Source organism: Gammaproteobacteria bacterium, assembly GCA_036381015.1.
Lineage (GTDB): Bacteria > Pseudomonadota > Gammaproteobacteria > Steroidobacterales > Rariloculaceae > ZC4RG20.
In genome coordinates, this window is record DASVDR010000021.1 from 1 (window position 1) to 23,179 (window position 23,179).

Below are 23,179 nucleotides of genomic sequence, written 5' to 3' on the forward strand. Positions count from 1 at the left end.
ACAAGGTTCCGATTCTCGGCGACATCCCCGGCCTCGGGTATCTGTTCCGCAGCAGGGAGACGGTCAACGACAACGCCGAGCTCTTGATCTTCGTCACGCCGCGGATCATCGACGACGGCGTCGGCATCAACTGACCGGCGCAATCGGAATCTTTCGGACTTAGGGACAGGCGGGCGGGCTCGCCGGCCATCTAGGGGACCAGGCATATGCGAAGGCTCACCTTCTTGCTGATCATCGTTTCCGTCCTCGCCGGCGGGTGCAGTGGCGGCAGTGACAACACGCTCGGAGGCGCCACGGGAACCGGCGGCGACACGGGCGACACGGGTGGAAACCAGGCCGGAGGCGACACCGCCGCTCCCGCGGCGACGCTCACCGTGACCACGAGCACCCAGAGCATCGCCGCCGACGGCTCCGAAAGCGCCACGATTACCGCGTTCGTCCGGGACGCAGACAACAATCTTGTCGCGGGCGTCCCGGTAGAGTTCACCGCATCGTCTGGTGGAATCTCCGGCTCCCCTGCCGTCACCGACGACAGCGGACAGGCCACCGCCACCCTGGTCACGGCGGGCGATAATTCGCTGCGCACCATCACGGTCACGGCCGCCGCCGGCTCGTTGCAGGCGCAAGTGAACGTTCAAGTGGTAGCTTCGTCCTCCGCCTCCTCCGTTCAAATGGGAAACGGCAGCGGCGCGACTTTCCAGGCCGGGATCATCGGTATTTCTAACTCCGACGTCTCCGCCGGCGGCGCCACGAGCTTGACCGTTTCCCTGGTGCAGTCGGGCGGTACTCTGTACACCGGCGCCGCGACGATCAACTTCAACTCCCCCTGCGTCGCAAACGGCCTCGCCGAGATCCGCCAAAACGGCGCCCCCGTGACGGCGGTCACCACGCAAACGGGTATCGCCACGGTCACCTACGCGGCTGTGGGCTGCAGTGGCGATGATGTGATCACCGCCAGCTCCACGATCGACAACGAAAGCCTGTCCGCCACGGGGACGGTCACCGTGGCGGCGGCAGCAGTGGGATCCATCGAATTCGTGTCGGCGACGCCCACGAACATTGCGCTGCAGGGCACCGGCGACGCAACGCGCCCGGAGAGCTCCACCGTCGTTTTCCGCGTGAAGGACGCGTCCAACGGACCCGTGCAGGGCGCGACGGTCGCGTTCACGCTGAATACGGCGGTCGGCGGCATAGCCTTGTCGACGACGTCCGAGACGAGCGATAACCAGGGCTTCGTTCAAACCGTGGTGAACGCGGGTACGGTCGCGACGTCCGTCAAAGTCACGGCCACCGTCACCAGCGCTTCGCAACCGATATCCACGCAGTCGAGCCAGCTTACGGTGACCACCGGAATTCCGACGGACGACAGCTTCTCCTTGGCCGTGGGCTGCTTCAACATCGAAGGGTGGGAGTACGACGGGGTTACGACCGAGGTCACGGCAAGGCTCGGCGACAGATTTCAGAATCCGGTGCCCGACGGCACGGCTATCACTTTCACCGCCGAAGGCGGCAACATTCAGTCGCAGTGCACGACAGAGACGACGGATATCGAAGGCGGCGTTTGCTCCGTCAATTTCCGCAGCTCGAATCCGCGGCCGGCCGACGGCCGTGTCACGATACTGTCGAAGGCGATCGGCGAGGAATCGTTCGTCGACGCGAACGGCAACGGCGCGTTCGACGACAGCGAGACGTTCTCGGACATTCCCGAGCCGTTCCGCGACGACAACGAAGACGGAGACTACGACGCGGGCGAAGATTTCTTCGATTTCAACAACAATCAGTCGCGGGACGTCGAGGATTCCAACTTCAACGGCGTCCTCTGCAACGACCCGCTCCGCTGTTCCGGCGCCCCCTCCACGGGCATTGCGGAATCGAACCTGATCATTCTGTCTGGCAGCGCGGCGGTCATCACGGACGACGCGGGGCTGCCTCCGCCCTCGTCGGTGACGATGGGAACGGACTCCGCGATGAGCTTCGCGTTCTGGATCCGCGACGTCAACGGCAACGTCATGCCCGGCGAAACCACCGTGACGCTTTCGGCGAGCGGGGGAGGCTTGACCGTCACGCAGCCGGCGTCCTATGCGATTCCGTGCAGTGCGATCGCGCCAGACGTCCAGTTCCCTGGGATCACTCTGTTCCCGTTCACGATCACGTCGAGTGATGCGCCGGGAACCGGTGTGGTCACACTGACGGTCGAGACGCCGCGCGGGCTCCTGTCGACGCACCAGATCACGGTCGACGTGTCCTGAGCTCCGACGATGCATGGAGGGCGGCGGTCACCGGCGGCCGCCGTCCTCCCGGTCTGACCAGCTTCGTTCAGCCGGCCCGGGGAGTATCATCTTCGGCCGAGCCAACTCCCCCGTGCCTCCTCCTTTGGTTGTATCACGCGGCAACTACTACCTCATCGGTCCGATGGGCGCCGGAAAGACGGCCGTCGGGCGTCAGCTCGCCCGGGAGCTCGAGCTCACCTTCAAAGACAGCGACGCCGAGATCGAGCGGCGCACGGGCGTGGACATCCCGTTTATCTTCGAGAAGGAAGGCGAGGCCGGTTTTCGCAGCCGCGAGAAGGAGGTGATCGCGAGCCTCACGGCCGAGCGCGGCATCGTGCTCGCGACCGGCGGCGGCTCGATCCTCGACCCCGATAACCGCGAGCGGTTGAAGAGCAACGGAATCGTGATCTATCTGCACGCGAGCATCGCCGACCAGCTCAAACGCACGGCACGCGTGCAGGATCGCCCGCTGCTGATGGAGGCCGACCCGCAAGCGGTGCTCGAGCGGCTCATGGCGGTCCGCGGGCCCCTTTACGAGGAGATCGCCGATATTCGGATCGATACGAGCGGCCGCCATGTCGGCTCGGTAGCCGCCGCGCTGCGCCGGCTTCTCGCCGAGGGGGACCTGCTGCCGTTGAAAACTTGAGCGGCGCCTGCGACCCTTCGGGCGTGAAAAGGTTACGAGTCGAGCTCGGCGAGCGCAGCTACCCGATCTACATCGGCTCGGGGGTGATGCGCGACGCCGACGTGCTGCGCGACGCCGTGCGCGCCCGCCAGGTGCTGATCGTCACGAACGACGTCGTCGGGCCGCTCTATCTCGAGCCCCTTCGCGCCGCGCTCGGCGAGCGCAGCATCGAAACGCTGATCCTGCCGGACGGCGAGCGGCACAAGACCGTCGCGACGTTCGCGGCGATCGTCGATCGCCTGGTCGGGGCCGCGTTTCACCGCGACTGCTGCGTCGTGGCGCTCGGCGGAGGCGTCGTCGGGGACGTCGCGGGATTCGCGGCGGCGTGCTACCAGCGCGGCGTCGACTTCGTGCAAGTGCCGACGACCCTGCTCGCGCAAGTGGACTCCTCCGTCGGCGGCAAGACGGCGGTCAACCACCCGCAGGCGAAAAACATGATCGGCGCGTTCCACCAGCCGTCGGCGGTGCTCGCGGACACGGCCGCGCTCGCCACGCTGCCGCCGCGCGAGCTTTCCGCGGGCCTCGCCGAGGTCGTGAAGTATGGTTTGATCCTCGACCGGCCGCTGTTCGACTGGCTGGAGGAGCACATCGAATCCCTGAGACGTCTCGACGAGGCGGGCTTGATCCACGCGATCGGACGAAGCTGCGAGATCAAGGCCTCCGTCGTCGCCGAGGACGAACGGGAGCGAGGGCGGCGGGCGCTGTTGAACCTCGGGCACACGTTCGGGCATGCCCTCGAGGCGATCGGCGACTACGAGCGCTGGCTCCACGGCGAAGCCGTCGCGATCGGCATCGTCCTCGCCGCGAGAGCCTCCGCCGCGCTCGGGCGGATCGGCGCCGAGGATTGCGCGCGGATCGAGTCGCTGCTCGCGCGCGCCGGCCTGCCGACCCGCGCGCACGGCGTCGACCCCGACGCGCTGCTCGATCGGATGCGGCTCGACAAGAAGGCGGGCCGAGAGGGGCTGAAGGTCGTGCTCCTCCGCGGGATCGGCGAGGCGGACGTCGTGCCGGCGCCGCCCCGGGCGCTGCTGCGCGACGTCGTCGCGGCCATGACGACGGAGCCGGGCGGCGCCACGAGCCATGCCTGAGGCGGCTTACGTCACGTTGGCCCCGTACGCCGCGGACAGCCGACGGTCGCGCGGCCGCCGGCACGCGGAGGACCCGCCGGCGCATCGGACGGAGTTCCAGCGCGACCGCGACCGGATCGTGCACTCCACGGCGTTTCGCCGCCTCGTCTACAAGACACAGGTCTTCGTGAATCACGAAGGCGATCATTACCGCACGCGCCTCACGCACTCGCTCGAGGTCGCGCAGATCGCGAGGACGGTCGCGCGCGCGATGCGGCTCAACGAAGATCTCGTGGAGGCGATCAGCCTCGCGCACGACCTCGGGCACACTCCTTTCGGCCATGCCGGACAGGACGCGCTGAACGAATGCATGCGCGAGTTCGGCGGCTTCGAGCACAACCTCCAGTCGCTGCGAGTCGTCGACGAGCTCGAGGAGCGTTACGCGGCGTTCCCGGGGCTGAACCTGACGTTCGAGACGCGCGAAGGCATCTTGAAGCACTGTGCGCTGCGGCATGCGCGCGACCTCGGTGACGTCGGGCGGCGTTTCGTCGAGCGCACGCAGCCGAGCCTCGAGGCGCAGCTCGCGAACATCGCGGACGAGATCGCATACAACAACCACGACGTCGACGACGGCCTGCGATCGGGGCTGCTCACGCTCGACCAGCTCGCGGAGCTGCCGTTCTTCGCCGAGCAGCTCGAAGCCGTCGAGGCGCGCTATCCGAACGCACCGCGGGAGCGCATCGCGCGCGAGGTCGTGCGCAGGATGATCGGTCAGCTCGTCGCGGACCTGATCCGCACGAGCAGCGAGGCCGTGAGCGCCGCGGCTCCGCGGAGCATCGACGACGTCAGGGCGCTCGACCGACCGTTGATCCGATTCAGCGAGCCGTACGTCGCCGTGCAGACCTCCCTGAAGCGGTTTCTGCGCGACCACCTGTACACGCATCCGCGCGTGAAGCGCATGACCGACCACGCGCGCGAGACGGTGCGCCTGCTGTTCGACGCGTTCAGCGCCGACCACGCACGGATGCCGGAGAAGCATGCCGCCCGGGCCGCGGCCGCCGAGGCCCGGTCGGGCCGCGCCGGCGCAGCCCGCGTGATCGCGGACTACGTCGCCGGCATGACCGACCGCTTCGCGCTCGAGACCCGCGAGAGGCTCGCGCTCGGCAAGAAGGGCGCGGCGCACCGCTGACAGGCGATCCCGCTCGGCGCTGCGCGCGCCGATGCGGCTGCCCGACCGTTCGCGCCACCGTTCCCCGAGCGGCACCTGGAACGCGCGGCCGCCGCTATCGATTTGACCGTTGCGGGCCTCTAGAATGTGCGCGTGCCGCCGGACGCCACCCCGTGAGCATCCCCGTTCGTGAACGCCTGATCGTCGCGCTCGACGTTCCCGACGTCGAGTCCGCGAAGTCGCTCGTGCACACGCTCGGCGACGCCGTCGTCTTCTACAAGATCGGCCTCGAGCTCGCGATGTCGGGCCGCTACTTCGAGCTTCTCGACTGGCTGCTCGAGCAGGACAAGCGCGTGTTCGCCGATCTCAAGCTCTACGACATCCCGGCGACCGTGGCCGCCGCCGTCCGGCAGCTTCGCGACCGGGGCGCGTCGTTCCTCACGGTGCACGGCGAGCGCTCCGTGATGGAGGCTGCCGCACGGGAAAAAGGCGAGCGGACGAGAATCCTCGCCGTCACCGTGCTGACGAGCATCGAGCAGGCCGACCTCGAGAGCGTCGGCATCGACGTGCCGGTCGAGACGCTCGCGCGCCGCCGCGCCGCGCAGGCCCTCGGGGCCGGCTGCGACGGCGTGATCGCCTCGCCGCTCGAGGCGCGAAGGCTGCGCGAGGACCTCGGCCCCGGCGCGCTCATCGTCACGCCGGGCGTGCGCCCGGCCGGCAGCGGGGGCGGAGACGACCAGCGGCGGGTCGCAACGCCGCGCGCGGCGCTCGAGGCCGGCGCCGACCATATCGTCGTCGGCCGGCCGATTCGCACGGCCGCCGACCCCCGCGAGGCCGCGCGGCGCATTCAGGCCGAGATCGCCGGCTGCTTCGAATGATCCCCGGACAAGCGGAGCGCGCGCGGCGCTTGAAACGCATGCAGCGCTTCGCCACCGGCTTGCTGGTCGCGATGACGGCGCTCTTCGTGAGCGCGGCCCTTCTCGGCCGGCGATACCCCGCGCTCGGCGTCGTCGAAGCGTTCGCGGAAGCCGCGATGATCGGCGGCCTCGCGGACTGGTTCGCCGTCACGGCGCTGTTCAGGCGGCCGCTCGGGCTGCCGATCCCGCACACCGCGATCGTGCCGACACGCAAGAACGAGATCGGGCGCGCGCTCGCCCGATTCATCCGCGACCACTTCCTGACCCGCGAGGCGGTGCAGGGCCGTCTCGAGCGCGCGGACCTGGTCGCGCGGCTCGGCGGCTGGCTGCGCATCGAGCACAACGCGCGCCTGCTTTCGCGCGACGCCGGCGTCGCGCTCGACTGGCTGATGCGCGCGGTCGACAGCGCGGACCTCCGCCTCGCGATGCGCACGAGCCTGCGCGAGGCGCTCGACCGCGTGCCGGTCAACGTCGCGCTCTCCACCGTGATCGACGTGCTGCTCGCCGGCGACCACGCGCAAAAGCTGATCGATCAGCTCGTGCAGTTCGGCCGCGAGCAGCTCGAGCGGAACAAGGCCGAGATCAGGCGGCGAATTCACGACCGCAGCCCATGGTGGCTGCCGCGCTTCGTCGACGAGGAAATCTACGACCAGCTGGTCGCCGAGTTCGAGCGCATCCTGAACGACGTCGGCGACGATCGGCACCACCCGGCTCGGGTCCAATTCAACGAACGGCTGCGATCGCTGAAGGCGTCGCTCGCGACCGACCCGGAGCTGATCCGCAAGGGACAGACGCTGTGGGACGAGCTGGTCGAGCATCCCGCGGTCCGCCGCTACGTGCAGGAGCTGTGGGAGCGAATGCGCGGCTACCTGCACGCATCGTTCACGACGCCCGACTCGGCGCTCCGCGTCGGCATCGAGCGGGAGATCCGCAGCATCGGCGAGACGTTCACGCGCGACGCGGACGCGGCCCGGCGGCTGAACCGCCGCCTCGAGGATCTCGTGATCTATCTCGTCGAGAATTACCGAGATCCGCTGAGCGAGATCGTTTCGGACACGATCGAGCAGTGGGACCCGGACGCGACCTCCGAGCGGATCGAGCTGCACATCGGCCGGGACCTCCAGTTCATCCGCGTGAACGGCACGCTGGTCGGCGGGCTCGTCGGCGTCGGGATCTATCTGCTCGCGGCGGCGCTGCCGGCCTAGTGGACTCCTCTGGTATCGTGTCCCGCAAATACCTAGACATGATGCTTGACGGGACGCTCCGCGTACGCCACCCCAGCGCTCACTCCGTTCGCGCCGGGGACCCCGGGCAGGGATGTCGCGGAGCGAGCCCCCAGGGATGATGAAATGGACTCCTCCCCCGGGCAGTACGGGTTCACGGCGTTCCCGGCAAGCATCATGTCTAGGTATTTGCGGGACACGACGCCTACGAACCTTCCGCGACGCGCCGAACGGCGGCGTCCGCCCGCTGCTTCAGCTCCCGTCTGAGGATCTTGCCGACGTTCGACTTCGGCAGCTCGTCGATGAACTCCACGAGATGCGGCACCTTGTAGCCGGTGAGCCCCGCGCGGCAGTGCGCGATCACCTCCGCCTCGGTCAGCGACGGATCCCGCTTCACGACGTAGAGCTTCACCGCCTCGCCGGACTCCGGGTCCTTCACGCCGACCGCGGCGGTCTCGAGGATTCCGGGGTGCGTGGCCGCGACGTCCTCGACTTCGTTCGGATACACCTTGAACCCCGACACGACGATGACGTCCTTCTTGCGGTCCTCGATGTAGAGATAACCTTGCTCGTCGAGCCGCCCGATGTCGCCGGTCCGGAGCCAGCCGTCCTCGCTCAGCACCTGGGCGGTCTCCTCGGGCCGGTTCCAATAGCCGGCCATGACCTGGGGGCCCTTCACGCAGATCTCGCCGGCCGTCCCGAACCCGAGGTCGCGGCCGTCGTCGTCCATGATCGCGACATCGGTCGAAGGGAACGGCAACCCGACCGAGCCGTTGAACTCCGTGAGATCGAGCGGATTCGCCGACACGATCGGCGAAGCCTCCGTCAGGCCGTAGCCCTGCGCGATCAGCACGCCGGTGACCGCGCGCCAGCGCTCCGCCACGCTGCGTTGCACGGCCATCCCGCCGCCCATGCTGGCCTTGAGCGCGCTGAAGTCGAGCCGATCGAAACCGGGCGTGGCGAGCAGCGCGTTGAACAGCGTATTGACGCCGGTCATGTAAGCGAACGGGCGCTTCTTCAGCTCCGCGACGAAGCCTTTCATGTCGCGCGGGTCCGTGATGAGCACCTGATGCCCGCCGAGCTCGACGAAGCAGAGGAGGTTCGCCGTCAACGAATAGATGTGATAGAGCGGCAGCGCCGTGATCACGACGCCGTCCTCGTGGGAGTAGAACGGCGAGGCCCATGCGGCGGCCTGGAGCGTGTTCGCGACCAGGTTGCGGTGCGTCAGCACGGCGCCCTTCGCGACGCCGGTCGTGCCGCCCGTGTACTGGAGAAAGGCGGGATCGCCGGGACCGACCTGCACCGGCTCGTAGTCGTGCCACGCGCCCTCCGCGAGCGCGTCGCGATAATCGACGGCGTCCGGAATCCGCCACTCCGGCACCATTCGCCGCACGTGCCGCACGACGAAGTTCACGGCCTTGCGCTTGACGAGCGGGAAGTGGTCGCCGAGCCGCGTGACGACGACCCGCTCGACCTTCGAGCCCGGCAGCGCGTGCATGACCGTGCGGGCGAAGTTCTCGAGCACGACGATCACGCGGGCGCCGCTGTCGGACAGCTGGTGCTCGAGCTCGCGCGCCGTGTAGAGCGGGTTCACGTTGACGACGACCAGGCCCGCCCGCAGCACGGCGAACAGCGTGACCGGGGATTGGAGAAGGTTCGGCAGCATGACGGCGACCCGGTCCCCGCGCCCGAGGCCCGGAATCGCCTGCAGATAGGCGGCGAGCGCGCGGCTTTGCCGGTCGATGCCGGCGAAGGTCAGCGTGGTGTCGCGGTTCGTGAAAGCGGGTTGGTCGGCGAATCGCGCGAAGCTTCGCTCGAGCAGCGCGACGAGCGATGGATACTTGTCGGGATCGATTTCTGCCGGGACGCCGTCCGGGTACGCGTCCAGCCACGGCTTCGCGCCCGCCATCTCAGAGTGGCGGCTCGAAGGCGGCCCGCGGATGCGGCCGGACGTGCGGACGGACGAGCGATACGAGCATGCCGATACGCGCAGAGTCGTGGACGAGAGAGGTTACCAGCCCCGAAGGCGCGCTGCATATTCCTGCCGCGCCGCTCGTCGGCGCGCGCCTACACCACCCGGCGCAGGCTGCGGCTCTCGATGAAGTGCGCGACGTTCTCCGCGACCTGGTTCAGGGCTCGCTGACGGGCCTCGCGGGCGGCCCACGCGACGTGCGGCGTGACGATCAGGTTCGGGACGTCGGGCGCGAGTAGCGGCTCGTCACCGACCGGGGGCTCCGTGGGCAGCACGTCGATGCCGGCTCCGCCGATCCGCCCCTCCCGGAGCGCCTGCGCGAGGGCCGCGCCGTCCACGAGACCGCCGCGCGCCGTGTTGATCAGCAGCGCGTCGCGCTTCATCCGCGCGAGCTCCGGCGCACCGATCAGGCCGCGGGTGGAGTCGTTCAGCGGACAGTGCAGGCTCAGCACGTCGGCTTCCGCGAGCACCGTGTCGAACGGCACGCGGTCGGGCGGCACGTCGGCCGGCGGCGTTCGCGGGCGCGCCGAGACGAGGACACGCATGCCGAGACAGCGTCCCAAGTCGCCTACGGCGCGCCCGAGCGTGCCGTAGCCGACCACGCCGAGCGCGCGGCCGGCGAGCTCCCGGATCGGATAGTCGAACATCGCGAAGCTGCGGCTGCGGGCCCAACCGCCCGAGCGGACGAGCGCGTCGTATTGCGCGACGTGCTGCGTCAGGCCGAGCACGAGCGCGAACACGTGCTGCACGACGGCCGTGCTGCAGTAGTCGCGCACGTTGGCGACAGCGATCCCGCGCTCGCGGGCCGCCTCCGTGTCCACGTTGTCGGTGCCCGTGGCGGACAGGGCGATCATCCGCAGCCGGCGCGCTCGTGCGATCATATCCGCGGATATTTGCGCCTTGTTCACGATCGCGAACTCGCACGCTTCGATCCGGGCGAAAATCTCGTCCGGGGACGAGAACGGGTAGTACGTGACGTCGAGCAGCCGATCGAGCGCGCTCGTGTCGACGTCCGGTCCGAGCGTCGCAAAGTCGAGGAACGCCGCCTTGGGCTTCGGCATGCGAAAAGCTTACACCACCGTGCGCGAGACGATCAGCGCGCAACTCCCGTACTGTGAGCGCGACCTCGTTCGAGCAGCCGACCGATGACGAATTCGAAACCGTTTTGGGAGCGGAAGCGCCTGCACGAGATGAGCGACGAGGAATGGGAGTCGCTCTGCGACGGCTGCGCACGATGCTGCCTGAGGAAGCTCGAGGATGCGGACACCGGCGAGATCTACTACACGGACGTCGCCTGCCGCCTTCTCGACCTCCGCCGCTGCCGATGCCGGCACTACGGCGCGCGCTTACGGCTCGTGGCCGATTGCGTGGACCTGCGGCGCGCGCCGCCCGACGCGTTCCGTTGGATGCCGAGCACGTGCGCGTACCGCAAGATCGCGGAGGGGAAACCCCTCGAGTGGTGGCACCCGCTCGTGTCGGGCGATCCGGAAACGGTTCATCTCGCGGGCGTGTCGGTGCGCGGGCGCGCGATCTCGGAGCGGCACGTGCACGAGCGCGACGTCGACGAGCGCGTGGTCGACTGGCCGAAGTGAGGCCTTTCGGGGAGGAGGCGGCGCGCGCCGCGATGCCGGCGGGGCGTGTCCGGGCAGGCGCGGCCGGCAAGGATTTCCGCGTGCCGGGGGATCCGACATGGACTTCTCATACCTTTCGGGTGCATGCTGGCCGGATCGGATTTCCCCTGCGTCGAGGAGGACCATGGGATTAGGCGGAGTCAGCATGACGGAGCTCTTGATCATCCTCCTGATCGTCGTCCTGATCTTCGGGACCAAGCGGCTCGGGACGCTCGGAGCGGACCTGGGCAGCGCGATCAAGAGCTTTCGTAAGGCGATGGAGGCCAAGGACGAGGACACGCCGGCACCGAAGCCTGCGGGCGCGCTTCCGCCGCAGGCGGCGGCCGAGCCGCAGAGCGTCGCCGCGAAGGTCTCGGCGTCGTCTCAAGCGCCCGGGCGACCGGACGTCGAGCCGCTCGGCGCAGGCCCGGCGAGCCGCGACGCGTAGGCTGCGACGCGGGTTACCGCGAGAGCGCGGGCGTCAGCCCGTGTTCTGCATGCCGTGCGCGATGCCGTTGACGCTGACCATCAGCGCCTGGAGCAACGCGCCTTCCGGGCGGCCGCTGCGCCGCCAGCGGTCGAGCAGATCGACCTGCAGGAAGTTCATCGGGTCCATGTAGGGGTTGCGGAGCCGGATCGCGCGCCGCAACGTCTCTTGCTCCGCGAGAAGCTCGTCGTTCCCGGTCAGGGTCAGCACGAGCTCCACGCAGCGCTCGTACTCGGCGCGGATCGCCGGGAAGAACTCGTCGTGGAGCGGCCCGGCGAGGCGCGAATAATGCGCGGCCACCTCGAGATCCGCCTTCGCGAGAACGGCCTCGACGTCGCTGATCAAAACCTTGAAGAACGGCCAGTTCGCGTGCATCTCGCGCACCGTGTCCCGCCCGTATGTCTCGACCGCATGCGACAGACCCGTGGCGAAGCCGAACCAGCCCGGCAGCAGGCACCGGGACTGCGTCCACGCGAACACCCACGGGATCGCGCGCAGCTCCTCGATGCCGCCTTTGCCGTCGCGCGAAGGCGGCCGCGAGCCGATATTGAGCCGCTCGATCACGTCGATCGGCGTCGCGTCGCGGAAGTACCGGGCGAATTCCGGGCGGTCGTAGACGAGCCCCTTGTATGCCTGGCGGCTGCGATCCGCGATCCGCTGCATGATCGCCTGCCATTCCCGTTGCCGCTCGTGCGCGGGCTGTGACCGCGCGGTGAGCCACAGCACGGAGCCGAGGGTCTGCTCGAGGCTGCGCATCGCGATCCCGCGCAGGCCGTACTTCGCGTTGATCGTCTCCCCCTGCTCGGTCATCCGTAGCCGCCCGTTCACGGCCCCTTCGGGCGCCGCCAGCAACCCCTCGGTCAGCCGCCCGCCCCCGCGGCTGATCGTGCCGCCCCGTCCATGAAACAGCGTGAGCTTCACGCCGAGGTCGCGCATCGTCCGAACGAGCGTCTGCTGCGCTTTCTGCAGCCCCCAGCGGGCGGAGACGAGCCCGCCTTCCTTGTTGCTGTCGGAGTAGCCGATCATGATCATCTGCTCGTCGCCGCGCGAGCGCAGGTGATTGCGGTAGTGGGCGTCGGCGATCAGCCTCGACATGATCTGGTCGGCGTTCTCGAGATCCTCGACGGTCTCGAACAGCGGCGCGATGTCGAGCGGCACGGCCCCTCCTTTCGGGCCGAGGCCGCCCCAGCGGGCGAGCAGCAGGACCGACAGCACGTCGTCCGGACCGTGCGCCATGCTGACGATGTATTGGCCGATCGCTTCCCGCCCGTACTTGCGCCGGCTGTGCGCGATCGCCTGGAACACCGCGAGCGTGCGGCGCGCCTCCGACGACAACGCGCCCGCCGGCGACTCCCTCCGCTCGAGCGCTTCCTTCAGCCGCGCGGTGCGCGCGTCGCTGTCGAGCGCAAGCCAGTCCGGCTCGCCGAGGCCTTCGCCGACGACGCGCCGGTGCACGAGCGCGTTTTGGCGGACGTCGAGCGTCGCGAGGTGAAACCCGAAGGTCTCGGCCCTGCGGAGCAGCCGCTGCACGAGGAACAGCCCGGCGTGGCGGCCCTTGTTCGCCCGCAGGCTGTCGGCGACGATCGTGATGTCCTCGATGAACTCCTCCGGCGATTCGTACGGAAACGCGGCGTCGTCGTACGTCGCCTGGAGCCGCGCCCTGACGAGGCGCAGAAACACGCGGTACGGCATGCGCCGGTGCCGGGCGGGGACGGAGTGGAACGCCTGCGGGAAGTGCGCGGCATAAAGCCGCGTCTTCGCCTTCAGCTCGTCCGAGACGCCGACGCGCGTGTCGCTCTGGCTCAAGTGCCGGGCGAGGTCGCGGCATTCCTGATAGTACAGATCGAGCACGAGCGAACGCTGGCGCGCGAGCGTCTCGCGCATGCTCTTCGCGGTCACGTTCGGGTTGCCGTCCATGTCGCCGCCGACCCAGGACGAGAACTTGACGACGATCGGCACGCGCACCCGAACGCCGCGCTCCGCGAAGGTCTCGGACAACGCGCTCTCGAGGCTCTCGTAGAACGCCGGGATCATCCGATAAAGCACGTCCGTCACGAAGAAGAGCACGTGCTCCGCCTCGTCGCCGAGCGTCATCTGCTCGCCGGCGAACTCCTCCGTCTGCCAGCCCGTCGTCATCTCTAGCCGGATCCGGCCCATCGTCGCGGCCACCTCCTGCCGCGTCATGTAGGGGTCGAGCATGTCGAGGAGGTAGCGCGCGATGTTCTGCTGCTTGCGCAGGAGCGTGCGGCGCGTGACCTCGGTCGGATGAGCCGTGAAGACGGGCTCGATGCAGGTTCGCGCGATCACGTCCTCGATCGCCGTGGCATCGACGCCCGACGCCTTGAGCCGCTGCAGCACGTCGAGCAGCCCGAACGGCTGAGGCTTCGTGGAGTCTTGAGCATACGCGCGGCGCCGGCGGATGCGATGCACCGTCTCCGCCATGTTCACCATCTGGAAATAGGTCGAGAACGCGCGGATGAAATCTCGAGCCGTGCTCGGCGCGAGCGCGCCGAGCAACGTGCGCAGCTCCGTGAAAGCCTCCGCGTTGCCTTCGCGCCGCGAGATCGACGCGCGCCTCGCGGCTTCGACGAGATCGAACAGCGCCTCGCCGCCCTGCTCCTTGACGAGATCGCCGACCAGCTCGCCGAGGCGGTGCACGTCCTCGCGCAGGGCCTGGTCCTTTTCGGCGAAGAAGATGTCCGTGCGGACCACGCCTTTGGATTTCGATGACGCCAAGCGCCGCTCCGATCGGTGCGCCGCACCCCGTTCCGCCGGGCACGCCGCACGTCCGCTCCCGATGACCGCAACCTCCGATCGGGCGATTGTAGCGCGCCGCTCCCGACCGATCCGTGCGGCCGCGCAGCGACGCCGAAAGGACCAGGCGGCCTCGTTTCGCCGCGGCGTGGACGCGGCGGGTCAGCGATAACCCCGCGCCTGGAGCTCGAACAGACGGGCGTAGCGGCCGCCGAGCGCGACGAGCTCGTCGTGCGTGCCCTGCTCGACGATGCGTCCCTGATCCATCACGACGATCTTGTCCGCGCGGCGCACCGTGGAGAACCGATGCGAGATCAGGATCGTGATCTTGTTACGCGTGAGCGAGCGAAAGTGCTCGAACACCTCCGCCTCCGTCTCCGCGTCCATCGCGGCCGTCGGCTCGTCGAGGACGAGGATGTCGGCGGCGCTCCGCATGAACGCGCGCGCGAGCGCGATGCGCTGCCACTGCCCGCCGGAGAGCTCCTGGCCCTTGTTGAACCAACGGCCGAGCGCGGTCTCGTACGCCTCCGGGAGCGTCTCGATGAAGGTCGCGGCCCGCCCTTTCTCCGCGGCATCGCGCCAGCGCTCGGCGTCCGAGAACTTCTGCACGTCGCCGACGCCGATGTTCTCGCCCGCCTTCAGCTGATACCGGACGAAGTCCTGGAAGATCACCCCGATCCGGCTCCTGAGGGCGTCGCGGTCCCACTGCGGAAGAGGCAGGCCCTGATAAAGGATGCGGCCCGAGTCCGGCTCGTAAAGGCCGGCAAGGAGCTTCACGAGCGTCGTCTTCCCGGAGCCGTTCAGGCCGACGAGCGCAACGCTCTCGCCCCGGGCGACGGCGAGCGAGACGTCGCGCACGGCCGGCGTGTCGGAGCCGGGATACGTGAACGTCACGTGCTCGAACACGAGCCCCGCGTCGGGGTCGGTACCCTGCGTCGCGATGCCGTGCCGGGCCCGGCGCGGCTGCTCGAGGTACTCGTAAAGGTTCGAGAGGTACAGGTTGTCCTCGTACATGCCGCCGATCGCAGTCAGCATCGCCGACACGGCCGACTGCCCCTGCCGGAACACGAGGAGGTACATCGTCATCTCGCCGAGGGTGATCGCGCCCTGGATCGTCGCCACGGCGATCCACCCGTACGCGGCGTAGAACGCGGCGTTGCTCAGGATGCCGAGCGCGAGCCCCCACGCATCGCGGCGCACCGCGAGGCGCTTCTCCTCCTCGTAGATGGCGCGAAAGATGCGCTTGTAGCGGCCGAGGAGCTTCGGGCCGAGGCCGAAGAGCTGCACCTCCTTCGCGTGATCCTCGCGCGCGAGCACGATCTCGAGGTACATCAGCATGCGCCGGTCCGGGGAGCGCCAGCGAAACACGTGGAAGCGCTCGTTCGAGAAGCGCGCTTCGGCGAAGAATACCGGCAGGCCGGCGACGATCAGGATTGCGACGGCCCACGGCGAGAACTGCAGCAGCAGCGCGGCGTAGCTGACGAGCGAGATGCCGTTTCGCCCGAGCGTGAAGGTGCGCGTGACGAGGCTCAGCGGGCGCGTGGACGCGTCTTGACGCGCGCGGGTGAGCTTGTCGTAGAACTCCGAATCCTCGAACTGTGCGAGCTCGAGCGTCAGCGCCTTGTCGAGAATCATCACGTTGACGCGCTCGGAGAGCTTGAGCCGCAGCAACGCGTGGCAGAAATCGATCGCGCGCTGCGCCGCCGCGACGCCCGCGACGAGCGCCCCCTCGAGCGCGACGAGCAGCAGCACGTCCGCATACGGGGCCGCGCCGCCCTCGCGGTAGACCTCGATCGCGGCCACGACCGCATCGACGATCAGCTTGCCGACGTACGCGGCGGCCGCGGGCAGCAGCCCGGCCGCGATCGTCAGCGCGGCGAGCGCGACCGTGAGACGGGCGCTCGTCGACCATACGAGCTCGAGCGCGCGGCGGCTGTATCGCCAGACGCCGAGCGAGCCCGCGACCCGGTCGCGGGCGGCCGCGCCGGAGGCCGTTACGGTGACCATGGCCGCTTCGGCCGCTGCCGAGGCCCGGAGAGAGAAGCGCGTCCCGGCGCTCGCGCCGGCCCGCGTCCGGCGCCCGCGCGGCGCGGGGCGCTTTCGTGCGCCTCGGCGCCGGTGCCCCGCCGGTCCCCGCGGCGCGCGCACACGGGGGCGGCGCCGGTTCCCGCGCGCGGCCCGCGCGCGGCCTCCGCCGGCGGGTTCGTCCGGGCGCTCCGGCCCGGGAGTGCAACGGCTCCGTCGGTCATCGCTCGAGTGCGCTGCGCCCCGCCGGCTGCGGGACCGCGTCGGCGTGGCCCCGCGCCGCGCCGGCCGAGGCTTGGCGCGGCTTCGTTGCGCGTGCTATTAGGGGGAGCAAATATTTCGAATGCTCGGCGAATCATACTCCGTGCCGAATCTCCACGCGCTGGCCGCGCTGCTCTTGACCGTCGTCGCGCTGTATCTGTTCACGCGCGACAAGATCCCGCTCGAAGCGTCCGCGCTCGCGATCCTCGTCACGCTGCTTCTCGTGTTCCAGCTCTCTCCGTACGAGGACGCCGACGGCCCCCTCGAGCCGACGCGCTTTCTCTCCGGCTTCGGCCACGAGGCGCTGATCACGATCGCCGCCCTGATGATCATCGCGAAAGGCCTCGAGACGACGGGCGCGCTCCAGCCTCTCGCGCTGCGGCTCGCGCGGGCGTGGACGGCGCGGCCGCGCGGCGCGATTTTGATGACGATGCTCATCGCCGCCGTGCTGAGCGCGTTCGTGAACCACACGCCGGTGCTCGTGATGCTGCTGCCGATGCTGATCGGCGTCGCCGTCCGCAACAAGATCCCCCCGTCGTCGATTCTGATGCCCATCGGCTTCGCCGCGCTTCTCGGCGGGATGGCGACGACGATCGGCACGTCGACGAACCTGCTCGTGGTCGGCATCGCCGCCGATTCGGGGCTCCCCGAGCTCGGCATGTTCGATTTCACTTTGCCGGCCGTGCTCGTCGGAAGCATCGGCATGGCGTACCTGTGGCTGATCGCGCCGCGGCTGCTGCCGGCCCGCAAGCCCCCGCTCGCCGACACGTCGCCGCGGGTATTCAACGCGACGCTCCACATCACCGAGGACAGCGCCGCCCGCGGCCGGACCTTCGCCGAGTGTCTCGCGATGACGAACAACGAGATGCGCGTGGACCGGATCGAGCGGGGCGAGGGGCTCGTCGTGACGAAGCTGCCGATCGTGCGCATCCAGGCCGGCGACCGATTCGTCGTCCGCGACACGCCCGAGCGGCTGAAGGAATTCGAGAAGCAGCTCGGCGCCACGCTGCACGACGTGCCGGCGACCGCCGGCGTCGCGCAGGCGGCGCCGGTCGAGCAGGAGCAGCTTGCGGAGATCGTCGTGACGCGCGGCTCGATGCTTCACAGGGCGAGCCTCGCGGCGACCCGCTTCGCGCAGCGCACGGGGCTGCTGCCGCTCGCGCTGCATCGCGCCCGCGCGGACGGCGAGCCGCTCAGCAGCCACATCGGCCTCGTGCCGCTCCGCGCCGGGGACGTCGTGCTCGTTCAGGGCACGACGAGCGATCTCGAGCGCTTGAAGCGCTCCGGCACGGCGCTCGTGCTGGACGGCACGACGGATCTGCCCCGCACTCATCGGGCCGACCGGGCGCTCACGATCATGGTGCTGGTCGTCGTCGCCGCCGCGGCGGGGATCGTGCCGATCGCGGTCTCGGCCGTCGTCGGCGTGGGACTGATGCTCGCCACGCGCTGCCTGGCCTGGCGCGACATCGGCAGCGCGCTCTCCGCGCCGATGATCATGGTCATCGTCACGAGCCTCGCGCTGGCTCAGGCGATGACCGAGACCGGCGCAGTCGAGCTCGTCGCGCGCCCGTTCGTCGCGGTCGCCGGCGTGTTGCCGGTCGGCGCGATCCTGAGCGGGCTGATGCTGATCGTCACGATCCTGACGAACGTCGTCTCGAACAACGCCGCCGGCGTGATCGCCGCGCCGATCGCGATCCAGGTCGCGCGGGATCTCGGCGTCTCGCCGGAGCCGTTCGTGCTCGCGGTGCTGTTCGGCGCGAACATGAGCTACGCGACGCCGTTCGGCTATCAGACCAACCTGCTGCTCCTGACGGCCGGCGGGTACAAGTTCGCCGACTTCGTCCGCGCCGGCGTGCCGCTGACCGTGATCCTGTGGCTCGGCTTCTCGTTCGCGCTGCCGGCGATCTACGGCTTGTAGCCGCTCCGCTTGACCCGCGCCGGGACGGCCGACATACTTCCGGCCCATGAACGGCCTGCGACGGCAACGTCCCGATCACCTCCGTTGGTGGCGACGCTCACCAGCGGAGAGGGTAGTGCGCGCCGAATAGCCCGCGGACGACTCGAGGATCAGGCCGGCCACGACCGGCCCGTTCCACGGCGGCAACCGGACGGACGGAGCCTCGCAGAAGCTCTAGCCGTTCCTCGAATCCAGCAAGACCCGTCTCCGCGTATCCGGAGACGGGTCTTTTCGTTTTGGGACCCGACCACCGACGAGCGCCGGCGATTCCCGGGAGTTCCGGGCCGGCAACGACCGAAGGCTAGAGCCACGATGGAGTCACCGTTCGACATCGCCGCGGACCTCGATACACCGGTGTCCGCCTACATCAAGCTGAAGCCGTTCAAGCCCCGCTTCCTGCTCGAAAGCGTCGAGAGCGGCGAGCGGCTCGCGCGCTACTCCTTTCTCGGCTTCGGCGAGGGCCTCACGCTCGAGCTTCGGCCCGACCGCGTGCTGCGGAACGGCAAGCCGACGCCTCGACCGGAGGGCCGCGCGGAGTGGCTCGCGCTGATGCGCGCCGCGCTCGCCGCGAGCCCGGTCCTGCGGCCCGCGATCGATGGGATCCCGTTCACGGGCGGGCTCGTCGGCACCGCCGGCTACGACGTCGTCCGCCACTTCGAGCGCCTGCCGGCGAGCCGCGCGCCGCTCGAGGATCTCCCCGAGGCGGCTTTCGTCGCGCCGGAATCGCTCCTCGTGTTCGATCACCTGACGCGGCGGGTCGCGCTGCTGCACGCGGGGTCGGAAGCCGACCGGCGCGCGCTTCGCGCCGAGGTCGTCGCACGCCTCCGCGGCGGCGTGGACGCGCCGGAGCGCTCCGGCGGCTTCTCGGATGCGGCGCCGAGCTTCTCGCGCGGCAGCTTCATCGAGGCGGTGGAGCGGGCGAAGCGCTACATCAAGGCCGGCGACATCTACCAGATCGTGCTGTCGGAGCGCTTCAGCGGCCGCAGCGACCTCGATCCGTTTCAAACGTACCGGGGCTTGCGGCTGCTGAATCCGTCGCCGTACATGTACTTCTTCGAGCTCGGCGACGTGCGCGTCGCGGGCTCCTCGCCCGAGGCCCTCGTGCGGCTCCACAACGGCAACGCGAGCCTGCGCCCGATCGCCGGCACACGGCCGCGGGGCGCCACGCCCGACGAGGACCGTGCCCTCGAGCGCGAGCTTCTCGCCGACCCGAAGGAGAACGCCGAGCACGTGATGCTCGTGGATCTCGCCCGCAACGACCTCGGGCGCGTCGCGCGCGCCGGATCGGTGGTCGTGGACCCGTACCGGAGCATCGAGCGCTACAGCCACGTCATGCACATCGTGAGCGGCGTGAAGGGCCGCCTTGCCCCCGAGCGCGACGCGTTCGATCTCTTCGCGGCCGCGTTCCCGGCCGGCACGCTGGTCGGCGCGCCGAAGGTCCGCGCGATGGAGCTGATCGCGAATCTCGAGCCCACCGCGCGGGGGCTCTACGGCGGCACGGTCGGCTACTTCGCGAACAACGGCAACATGGACCAGGCCATCACGATCCGGACGATCGTCTTCAACGGCGACGAGTACAGCTTTCAGGCGGGCGCGGGCATCGTCGCCGACAGTGTGCCCGACAACGAGTACCGCGAGGTGCTCGCGAAGAGCGCGATTCTGCGGCGGGCGTTGGAGCTCGCGGAGGAAGGACTGTGAGCGCGCGGCTGCTTCTGATCGACAACTACGACTCGTTCACTTACAACCTCGTGCAAGCCTTTCTCGTGCTCGGGGCCGAAGTGCTCGTCTACCGGAACGACGCGCTGTCGGTCGCCGACGCGCAGGCGCTCGAGCCGACGCACCTCGTGATCTCGCCCGGTCCGGGCCGCCCGGAGGATGCCGGCGTCTCGCTCGCGATGATCGACGCGTTCGCCGGCAAGATCCCGATGCTCGGCGTCTGTCTCGGCCACCAGTGCATCGTTCATCATTACGGCGGCCGTATCGTGTCGGCCGGCACGCTGATGCACGGGAAGACGTCGCAGGTGAGCCACGACGGCGACAGTATCTTTCGCGGCGTGCCGAACCCGTTCGAGGCGGGCCGCTATCACTCGCTCGCCGCGGACCGCGATGACTTGCCGGCGGTGCTCGAGATCACCGCGCGCACGGAGGACGGCGAGATCATGGGCGTGCGCCACCGCAGCTTGGCGGTGGAGGGCGTGCAATTTCACCCGGAGAGCGTGCTGACGCCGGAAGGTCCGACGCTGCTCGCGAATTTTCTCCGTCAGGCCGAGCGGAGGCGATCATGAGGGAGGCGTTCGAGATCCGTCCGTCCGAGCTTCTCGAGCGCGTGTCCGCGGGACACGACCTGGACGAGCGTGAGGCGGATGCGCTCCTCGCGTCGATGGCCGGCGGCGAGATGGCGCCGGCGCTGGCCGGCGCGCTGCTGATCGCGCTGCGCGTGAAGGGCGAGAGCGCGCCCGAGATCCGCGGCTTCGCAACGGCGATGCGCCGCCTCGCGCGCCGTCCGAGCCTTCCGGAGGGCGGCCGCTACGTCGACGTCGTCGGCACCGGCGGGGACCGCTCCGGGAGTCTCAATCTGTCGACCGGCAGCGCGCTGCTCGCCGCGGCCTGCGGCGCGACCGTCGTGAAGCACGGCAACCGCTCGGTCTCGAGCCGCTGCGGCAGCGCCGACGTGCTCGCAGCGCTCGGCCTGCCGATCCCGCTCGACGAGCGCCAGGCCGCCGACTGCCTCGCGGCGCACGGCTTCACGTTCCTGTTCGCGCCGCACTACCACCCCGCGATGAAGCACATCGCGCCGGTCCGCGCGGCGCTCGGCGTGCGCACCGTGTTCAACATCCTCGGCCCGCTGTCGAACCCGGCCGCGCCGCCTTACCACGTGATCGGCGCCTTCAGCGAGCCGATGGCGGCGCTGATGGCCGAGACGCTCGCCGGGATGGGAATCGAGCGCGCGTTCGTCGTGCATGGGGCGGACGGATGGGATGAGGCGACGCCGGTCGGGCCGTTCGTCTGCTTCGACGTCGGTCCGGGCGGGGTGGAGAGGACCGTGCGGGACCCGCGCGACTACGGGCTCGAGCCCTGCCGCGCCGAGGACTTGAAGGGCGGCGACGCGGCCGAGAATGCCGCGCGGCTCCGGGACGCCCTCGCGGGCGGCGACTGCCCGGGACACCGCGATGCGCTGGTCCTCGGCGCCGCGCTCGCGCTCGAGGTGACCGGGGCGGCCGCGGACGCGCGCGAGGGCGTCGAGCGCGCGCGCGAGGCGATCCGGGACGGGTCCGCGGCCCGGCTCGTCGACCGTCTCGCCGGCCTCGGGAAACAGGGCGCGGCATGACCGGGCTGCTGCAGCGCATGGCGGAGGCGAGCCGCGCGCGTGTGCGCGCGGCCCGCGCGGCGTTGCCGGAAGGGCGGCTGCTCGAGCGCGCGGCGGCCGCGCCCCCGCCCCCGCCGCTCGCGATCGACCGATTCGACGTGATCGCCGAGCTCAAGCTACGGAGCCCGGCGGCGGGCGGCCTGGCGGCGGCCGATTTCGACCGTGGACGGCAGCTCGCGGCCTATGCGGACGGCGGCGCCGCGTGCGTGTCGGTGCTCACCGAGCCGTCGGCGTTCGAAGGCTCGCTGGATCACCTGCGCGAGGCCGCGACGGCGCTCGCGCCCCGGGGCGTCCCGGTGATGCGCAAGGATTTCCTGACCGACCCGTATCAGGTCCTCGAGGCGCGCGAGGCGGGTGCCGGGGGGGTTCTGATCATCGTCACGATGCTCGCCGACGCCGACGTGCGGGCGCTGCTCGCCGCGGCGGGCGAATCGGGGCTCTTCGCGTTGCTCGAGACCTTCGACCGCGCGGACCTCGAGCGCGTCGCCGCGCTCGACGTGCCGCGCGGGGGGCCGCCGGTCCTCGTCGGCGTGAACTGCCGCAACCTGGACACGCTCGAAGTCGATTTCGGGCGTTTCGCCGAGCTCGCTGGCTCGCTGCCCGAGGGCCTGCCGGCCGTCGCCGAGAGCGGGATCGGCAGCGCCGACGACGTGCGTGCGGTGGCCGCGGCCGGGTACCGGCTCGCGCTCGTCGGCTCGTCGCTGATGCGGGCGGCGGATCCCCGGCAGGCGGTCGCCGACCTGATCGCCGCCGGCCGGCTCGCGGCCGAGCGCCGATGTTCGTGAAGATCTGCGGGATCACGAGCGCGGCGGCGGCCGACGCCGCCGCCGAGGCCGGGGCGGACGCTGTCGGCTTCGTGCTCGCGCCGTCGCCGCGGCAGGTGACGGTCGCGCAAGCGCGGGAGCTCGGCGCGCGGCTGCCGCGAGGCGTGCTCCGGGTCGCGGTGCTCCGCCGCCCGGAAGCCGACCTCGTCGCCCGCGTGCTCGACGAGCTCGAGCCCGACTGGCTCCAGGCGGACGCGGAAGACTTCGCCGCGATCCGCCTCCCCGCGGGGTGCACGGCGCTCCCGGTCTACCGGACGGGCCGCGCGCCGGGCGCGGACGAAGCTCCCGGGCGGCTGCTGTTCGAAAGCCCGTGGAGCGGCAGCGGGCGGCTCGCCGACTGGGACGAGGCGCGCGCGCTCGCCGAAGGCCGCGAGCTGATCCTCGCGGGCGGCCTCGACGCGGCGAATGTCGAGGCCGCGATTCGCGCGGTGCGTCCGTGGGGCGTCGACGTCTCGACCGGCGTCGAGCGCGCGCCGGGCGAGAAGGATCCGGACAAGATCAAGGCGTTCGTCGCCTGCGCCCGGCGCGCCGGGCGCGAATGAGAACATGCATTCGGTGCCGAACATGCATGGCGTGCGCTCGGCGCCGGACG

The 23,179-nt window shown here is 70.0% G+C and carries 19 protein-coding genes; 15 read left to right on the forward strand and 4 right to left on the reverse strand.

The features are described 5' to 3' along the window. Positions 1-11: 11 nt before the first annotated feature. The 7 genes from VF329_07800 to VF329_07830 all read left to right on the forward strand — a co-directional run bounded on the left by VF329_07800 (position 12) and on the right by VF329_07830 (position 7,312). On the forward strand, positions 12-134 hold the full coding sequence (locus VF329_07800; protein HEX7080900.1) for a hypothetical protein: 123 nt from the start codon (positions 12-14) through the stop codon (positions 132-134). Positions 135-224: 90 nt separating this feature from the next. After that, a complete protein-coding gene (locus VF329_07805; protein ID HEX7080901.1) occupies positions 225-2,249 on the forward strand; it encodes an Ig-like domain-containing protein in 2,025 nt (674 codons plus the stop codon). 124 nt (positions 2,250-2,373) lie between these two features. After that, complete coding sequence (aroK, locus tag VF329_07810; GenBank protein ID HEX7080902.1) at positions 2,374-2,916, forward strand: shikimate kinase AroK; 543 nt, start codon at positions 2,374-2,376, stop codon at positions 2,914-2,916. 23 nt (positions 2,917-2,939) lie between these two features. Further along, positions 2,940-4,043: a 3-dehydroquinate synthase gene (gene aroB, locus VF329_07815; GenBank protein ID HEX7080903.1), complete on the forward strand. Its 1,104-nt coding sequence runs from the start codon at positions 2,940-2,942 to the stop codon at positions 4,041-4,043. Then, entirely contained in the window at positions 4,036-5,211 is a 1,176-nt protein-coding gene (locus VF329_07820; GenBank protein ID HEX7080904.1) for a deoxyguanosinetriphosphate triphosphohydrolase, read from the forward strand. The genes aroB and VF329_07820 overlap by 8 nt, the downstream gene beginning before the upstream one ends. Positions 5,212-5,363: 152 nt before the next feature. After that, positions 5,364-6,068 carry an orotidine-5'-phosphate decarboxylase gene (gene pyrF, locus VF329_07825; GenBank protein ID HEX7080905.1) on the forward strand — a complete coding sequence of 235 codons (705 nt, stop codon included), beginning with the start codon at positions 5,364-5,366 and terminating at the stop codon, positions 6,066-6,068. Beyond that, entirely contained in the window at positions 6,065-7,312 is a 1,248-nt protein-coding gene (locus tag VF329_07830; protein HEX7080906.1) for a DUF445 domain-containing protein, read from the forward strand. Before pyrF ends, VF329_07830 begins: the two co-directional genes overlap by 4 nt. Positions 7,313-7,535: 223 nt before the next feature. On the opposite strand, the gene VF329_07835 is transcribed toward VF329_07830, so the two are convergent. Further along, the gene (locus VF329_07835; protein ID HEX7080907.1) at positions 7,536-9,239 is read right to left on the reverse strand and encodes an AMP-binding protein; all 1,704 of its coding nucleotides are present in this window, start codon (positions 9,237-9,239) and stop codon (positions 7,536-7,538) included. Between the two features lie 158 nt (positions 9,240-9,397). Further along, on the reverse strand, positions 9,398-10,363 hold the full coding sequence (locus VF329_07840) for a D-2-hydroxyacid dehydrogenase (protein ID HEX7080908.1): 966 nt from the start codon (positions 10,361-10,363) through the stop codon (positions 9,398-9,400). An 84-nt stretch (positions 10,364-10,447) separates the two neighbouring features. On the opposite strand from VF329_07840, the gene VF329_07845 reads away from it, so the two are divergent. Both VF329_07845 and tatA read left to right on the forward strand, forming a co-directional pair. Beyond that, a complete protein-coding gene (locus VF329_07845) occupies positions 10,448-10,894 on the forward strand; it encodes a YcgN family cysteine cluster protein (GenBank protein ID HEX7080909.1) in 447 nt (148 codons plus the stop codon). A 163-nt stretch (positions 10,895-11,057) separates the two neighbouring features. Then, the gene (gene tatA, locus VF329_07850) at positions 11,058-11,360 is read left to right on the forward strand and encodes a twin-arginine translocase TatA/TatE family subunit (protein HEX7080910.1); all 303 of its coding nucleotides are present in this window, start codon (positions 11,058-11,060) and stop codon (positions 11,358-11,360) included. Positions 11,361-11,393: 33 nt separating this feature from the next. On the opposite strand, the gene ppc is transcribed toward tatA, so the two are convergent. Together ppc and VF329_07860 are read right to left on the reverse strand one after the other, a co-directional pair. Continuing rightward, positions 11,394-14,135 (reverse strand): phosphoenolpyruvate carboxylase, encoded by a 2,742-nt coding sequence (gene ppc, locus VF329_07855; GenBank protein HEX7080911.1) that lies wholly within the window; start codon positions 14,133-14,135, stop codon positions 11,394-11,396. A gap of 180 nt (positions 14,136-14,315) precedes the next feature. Next, a complete protein-coding gene (locus VF329_07860) occupies positions 14,316-16,160 on the reverse strand; it encodes an ABC transporter ATP-binding protein (protein ID HEX7080912.1) in 1,845 nt (614 codons plus the stop codon). A 361-nt stretch (positions 16,161-16,521) separates the two neighbouring features. On the opposite strand from VF329_07860, the gene VF329_07865 reads away from it, so the two are divergent. The 6 genes from VF329_07865 (at position 16,522) to VF329_07890 (ending at position 23,129) form a co-directional block, all read left to right on the forward strand. Then, complete coding sequence (locus VF329_07865) at positions 16,522-18,357, forward strand: SLC13 family permease (protein HEX7080913.1); 1,836 nt, start codon at positions 16,522-16,524, stop codon at positions 18,355-18,357. Between the two features lie 351 nt (positions 18,358-18,708). After that, positions 18,709-20,094: an anthranilate synthase component I family protein gene (locus VF329_07870; protein ID HEX7080914.1), complete on the forward strand. Its 1,386-nt coding sequence runs from the start codon at positions 18,709-18,711 to the stop codon at positions 20,092-20,094. Continuing rightward, positions 20,091-20,681: an aminodeoxychorismate/anthranilate synthase component II gene (locus VF329_07875; protein ID HEX7080915.1), complete on the forward strand. Its 591-nt coding sequence runs from the start codon at positions 20,091-20,093 to the stop codon at positions 20,679-20,681. Before VF329_07870 ends, VF329_07875 begins: the two co-directional genes overlap by 4 nt. After that, positions 20,678-21,724 (forward strand): anthranilate phosphoribosyltransferase, encoded by a 1,047-nt coding sequence (gene trpD / locus VF329_07880; protein HEX7080916.1) that lies wholly within the window; start codon positions 20,678-20,680, stop codon positions 21,722-21,724. The genes VF329_07875 and trpD overlap by 4 nt, the downstream gene beginning before the upstream one ends. Then, a complete protein-coding gene (locus VF329_07885) occupies positions 21,721-22,548 on the forward strand; it encodes an indole-3-glycerol-phosphate synthase (protein ID HEX7080917.1) in 828 nt (275 codons plus the stop codon). Before trpD ends, VF329_07885 begins: the two co-directional genes overlap by 4 nt. Further along, entirely contained in the window at positions 22,539-23,129 is a 591-nt protein-coding gene (locus VF329_07890; GenBank protein HEX7080918.1) for a phosphoribosylanthranilate isomerase, read from the forward strand. Before VF329_07885 ends, VF329_07890 begins: the two co-directional genes overlap by 10 nt. The last annotated feature ends 50 nt before the right edge of the window (positions 23,130-23,179 follow it).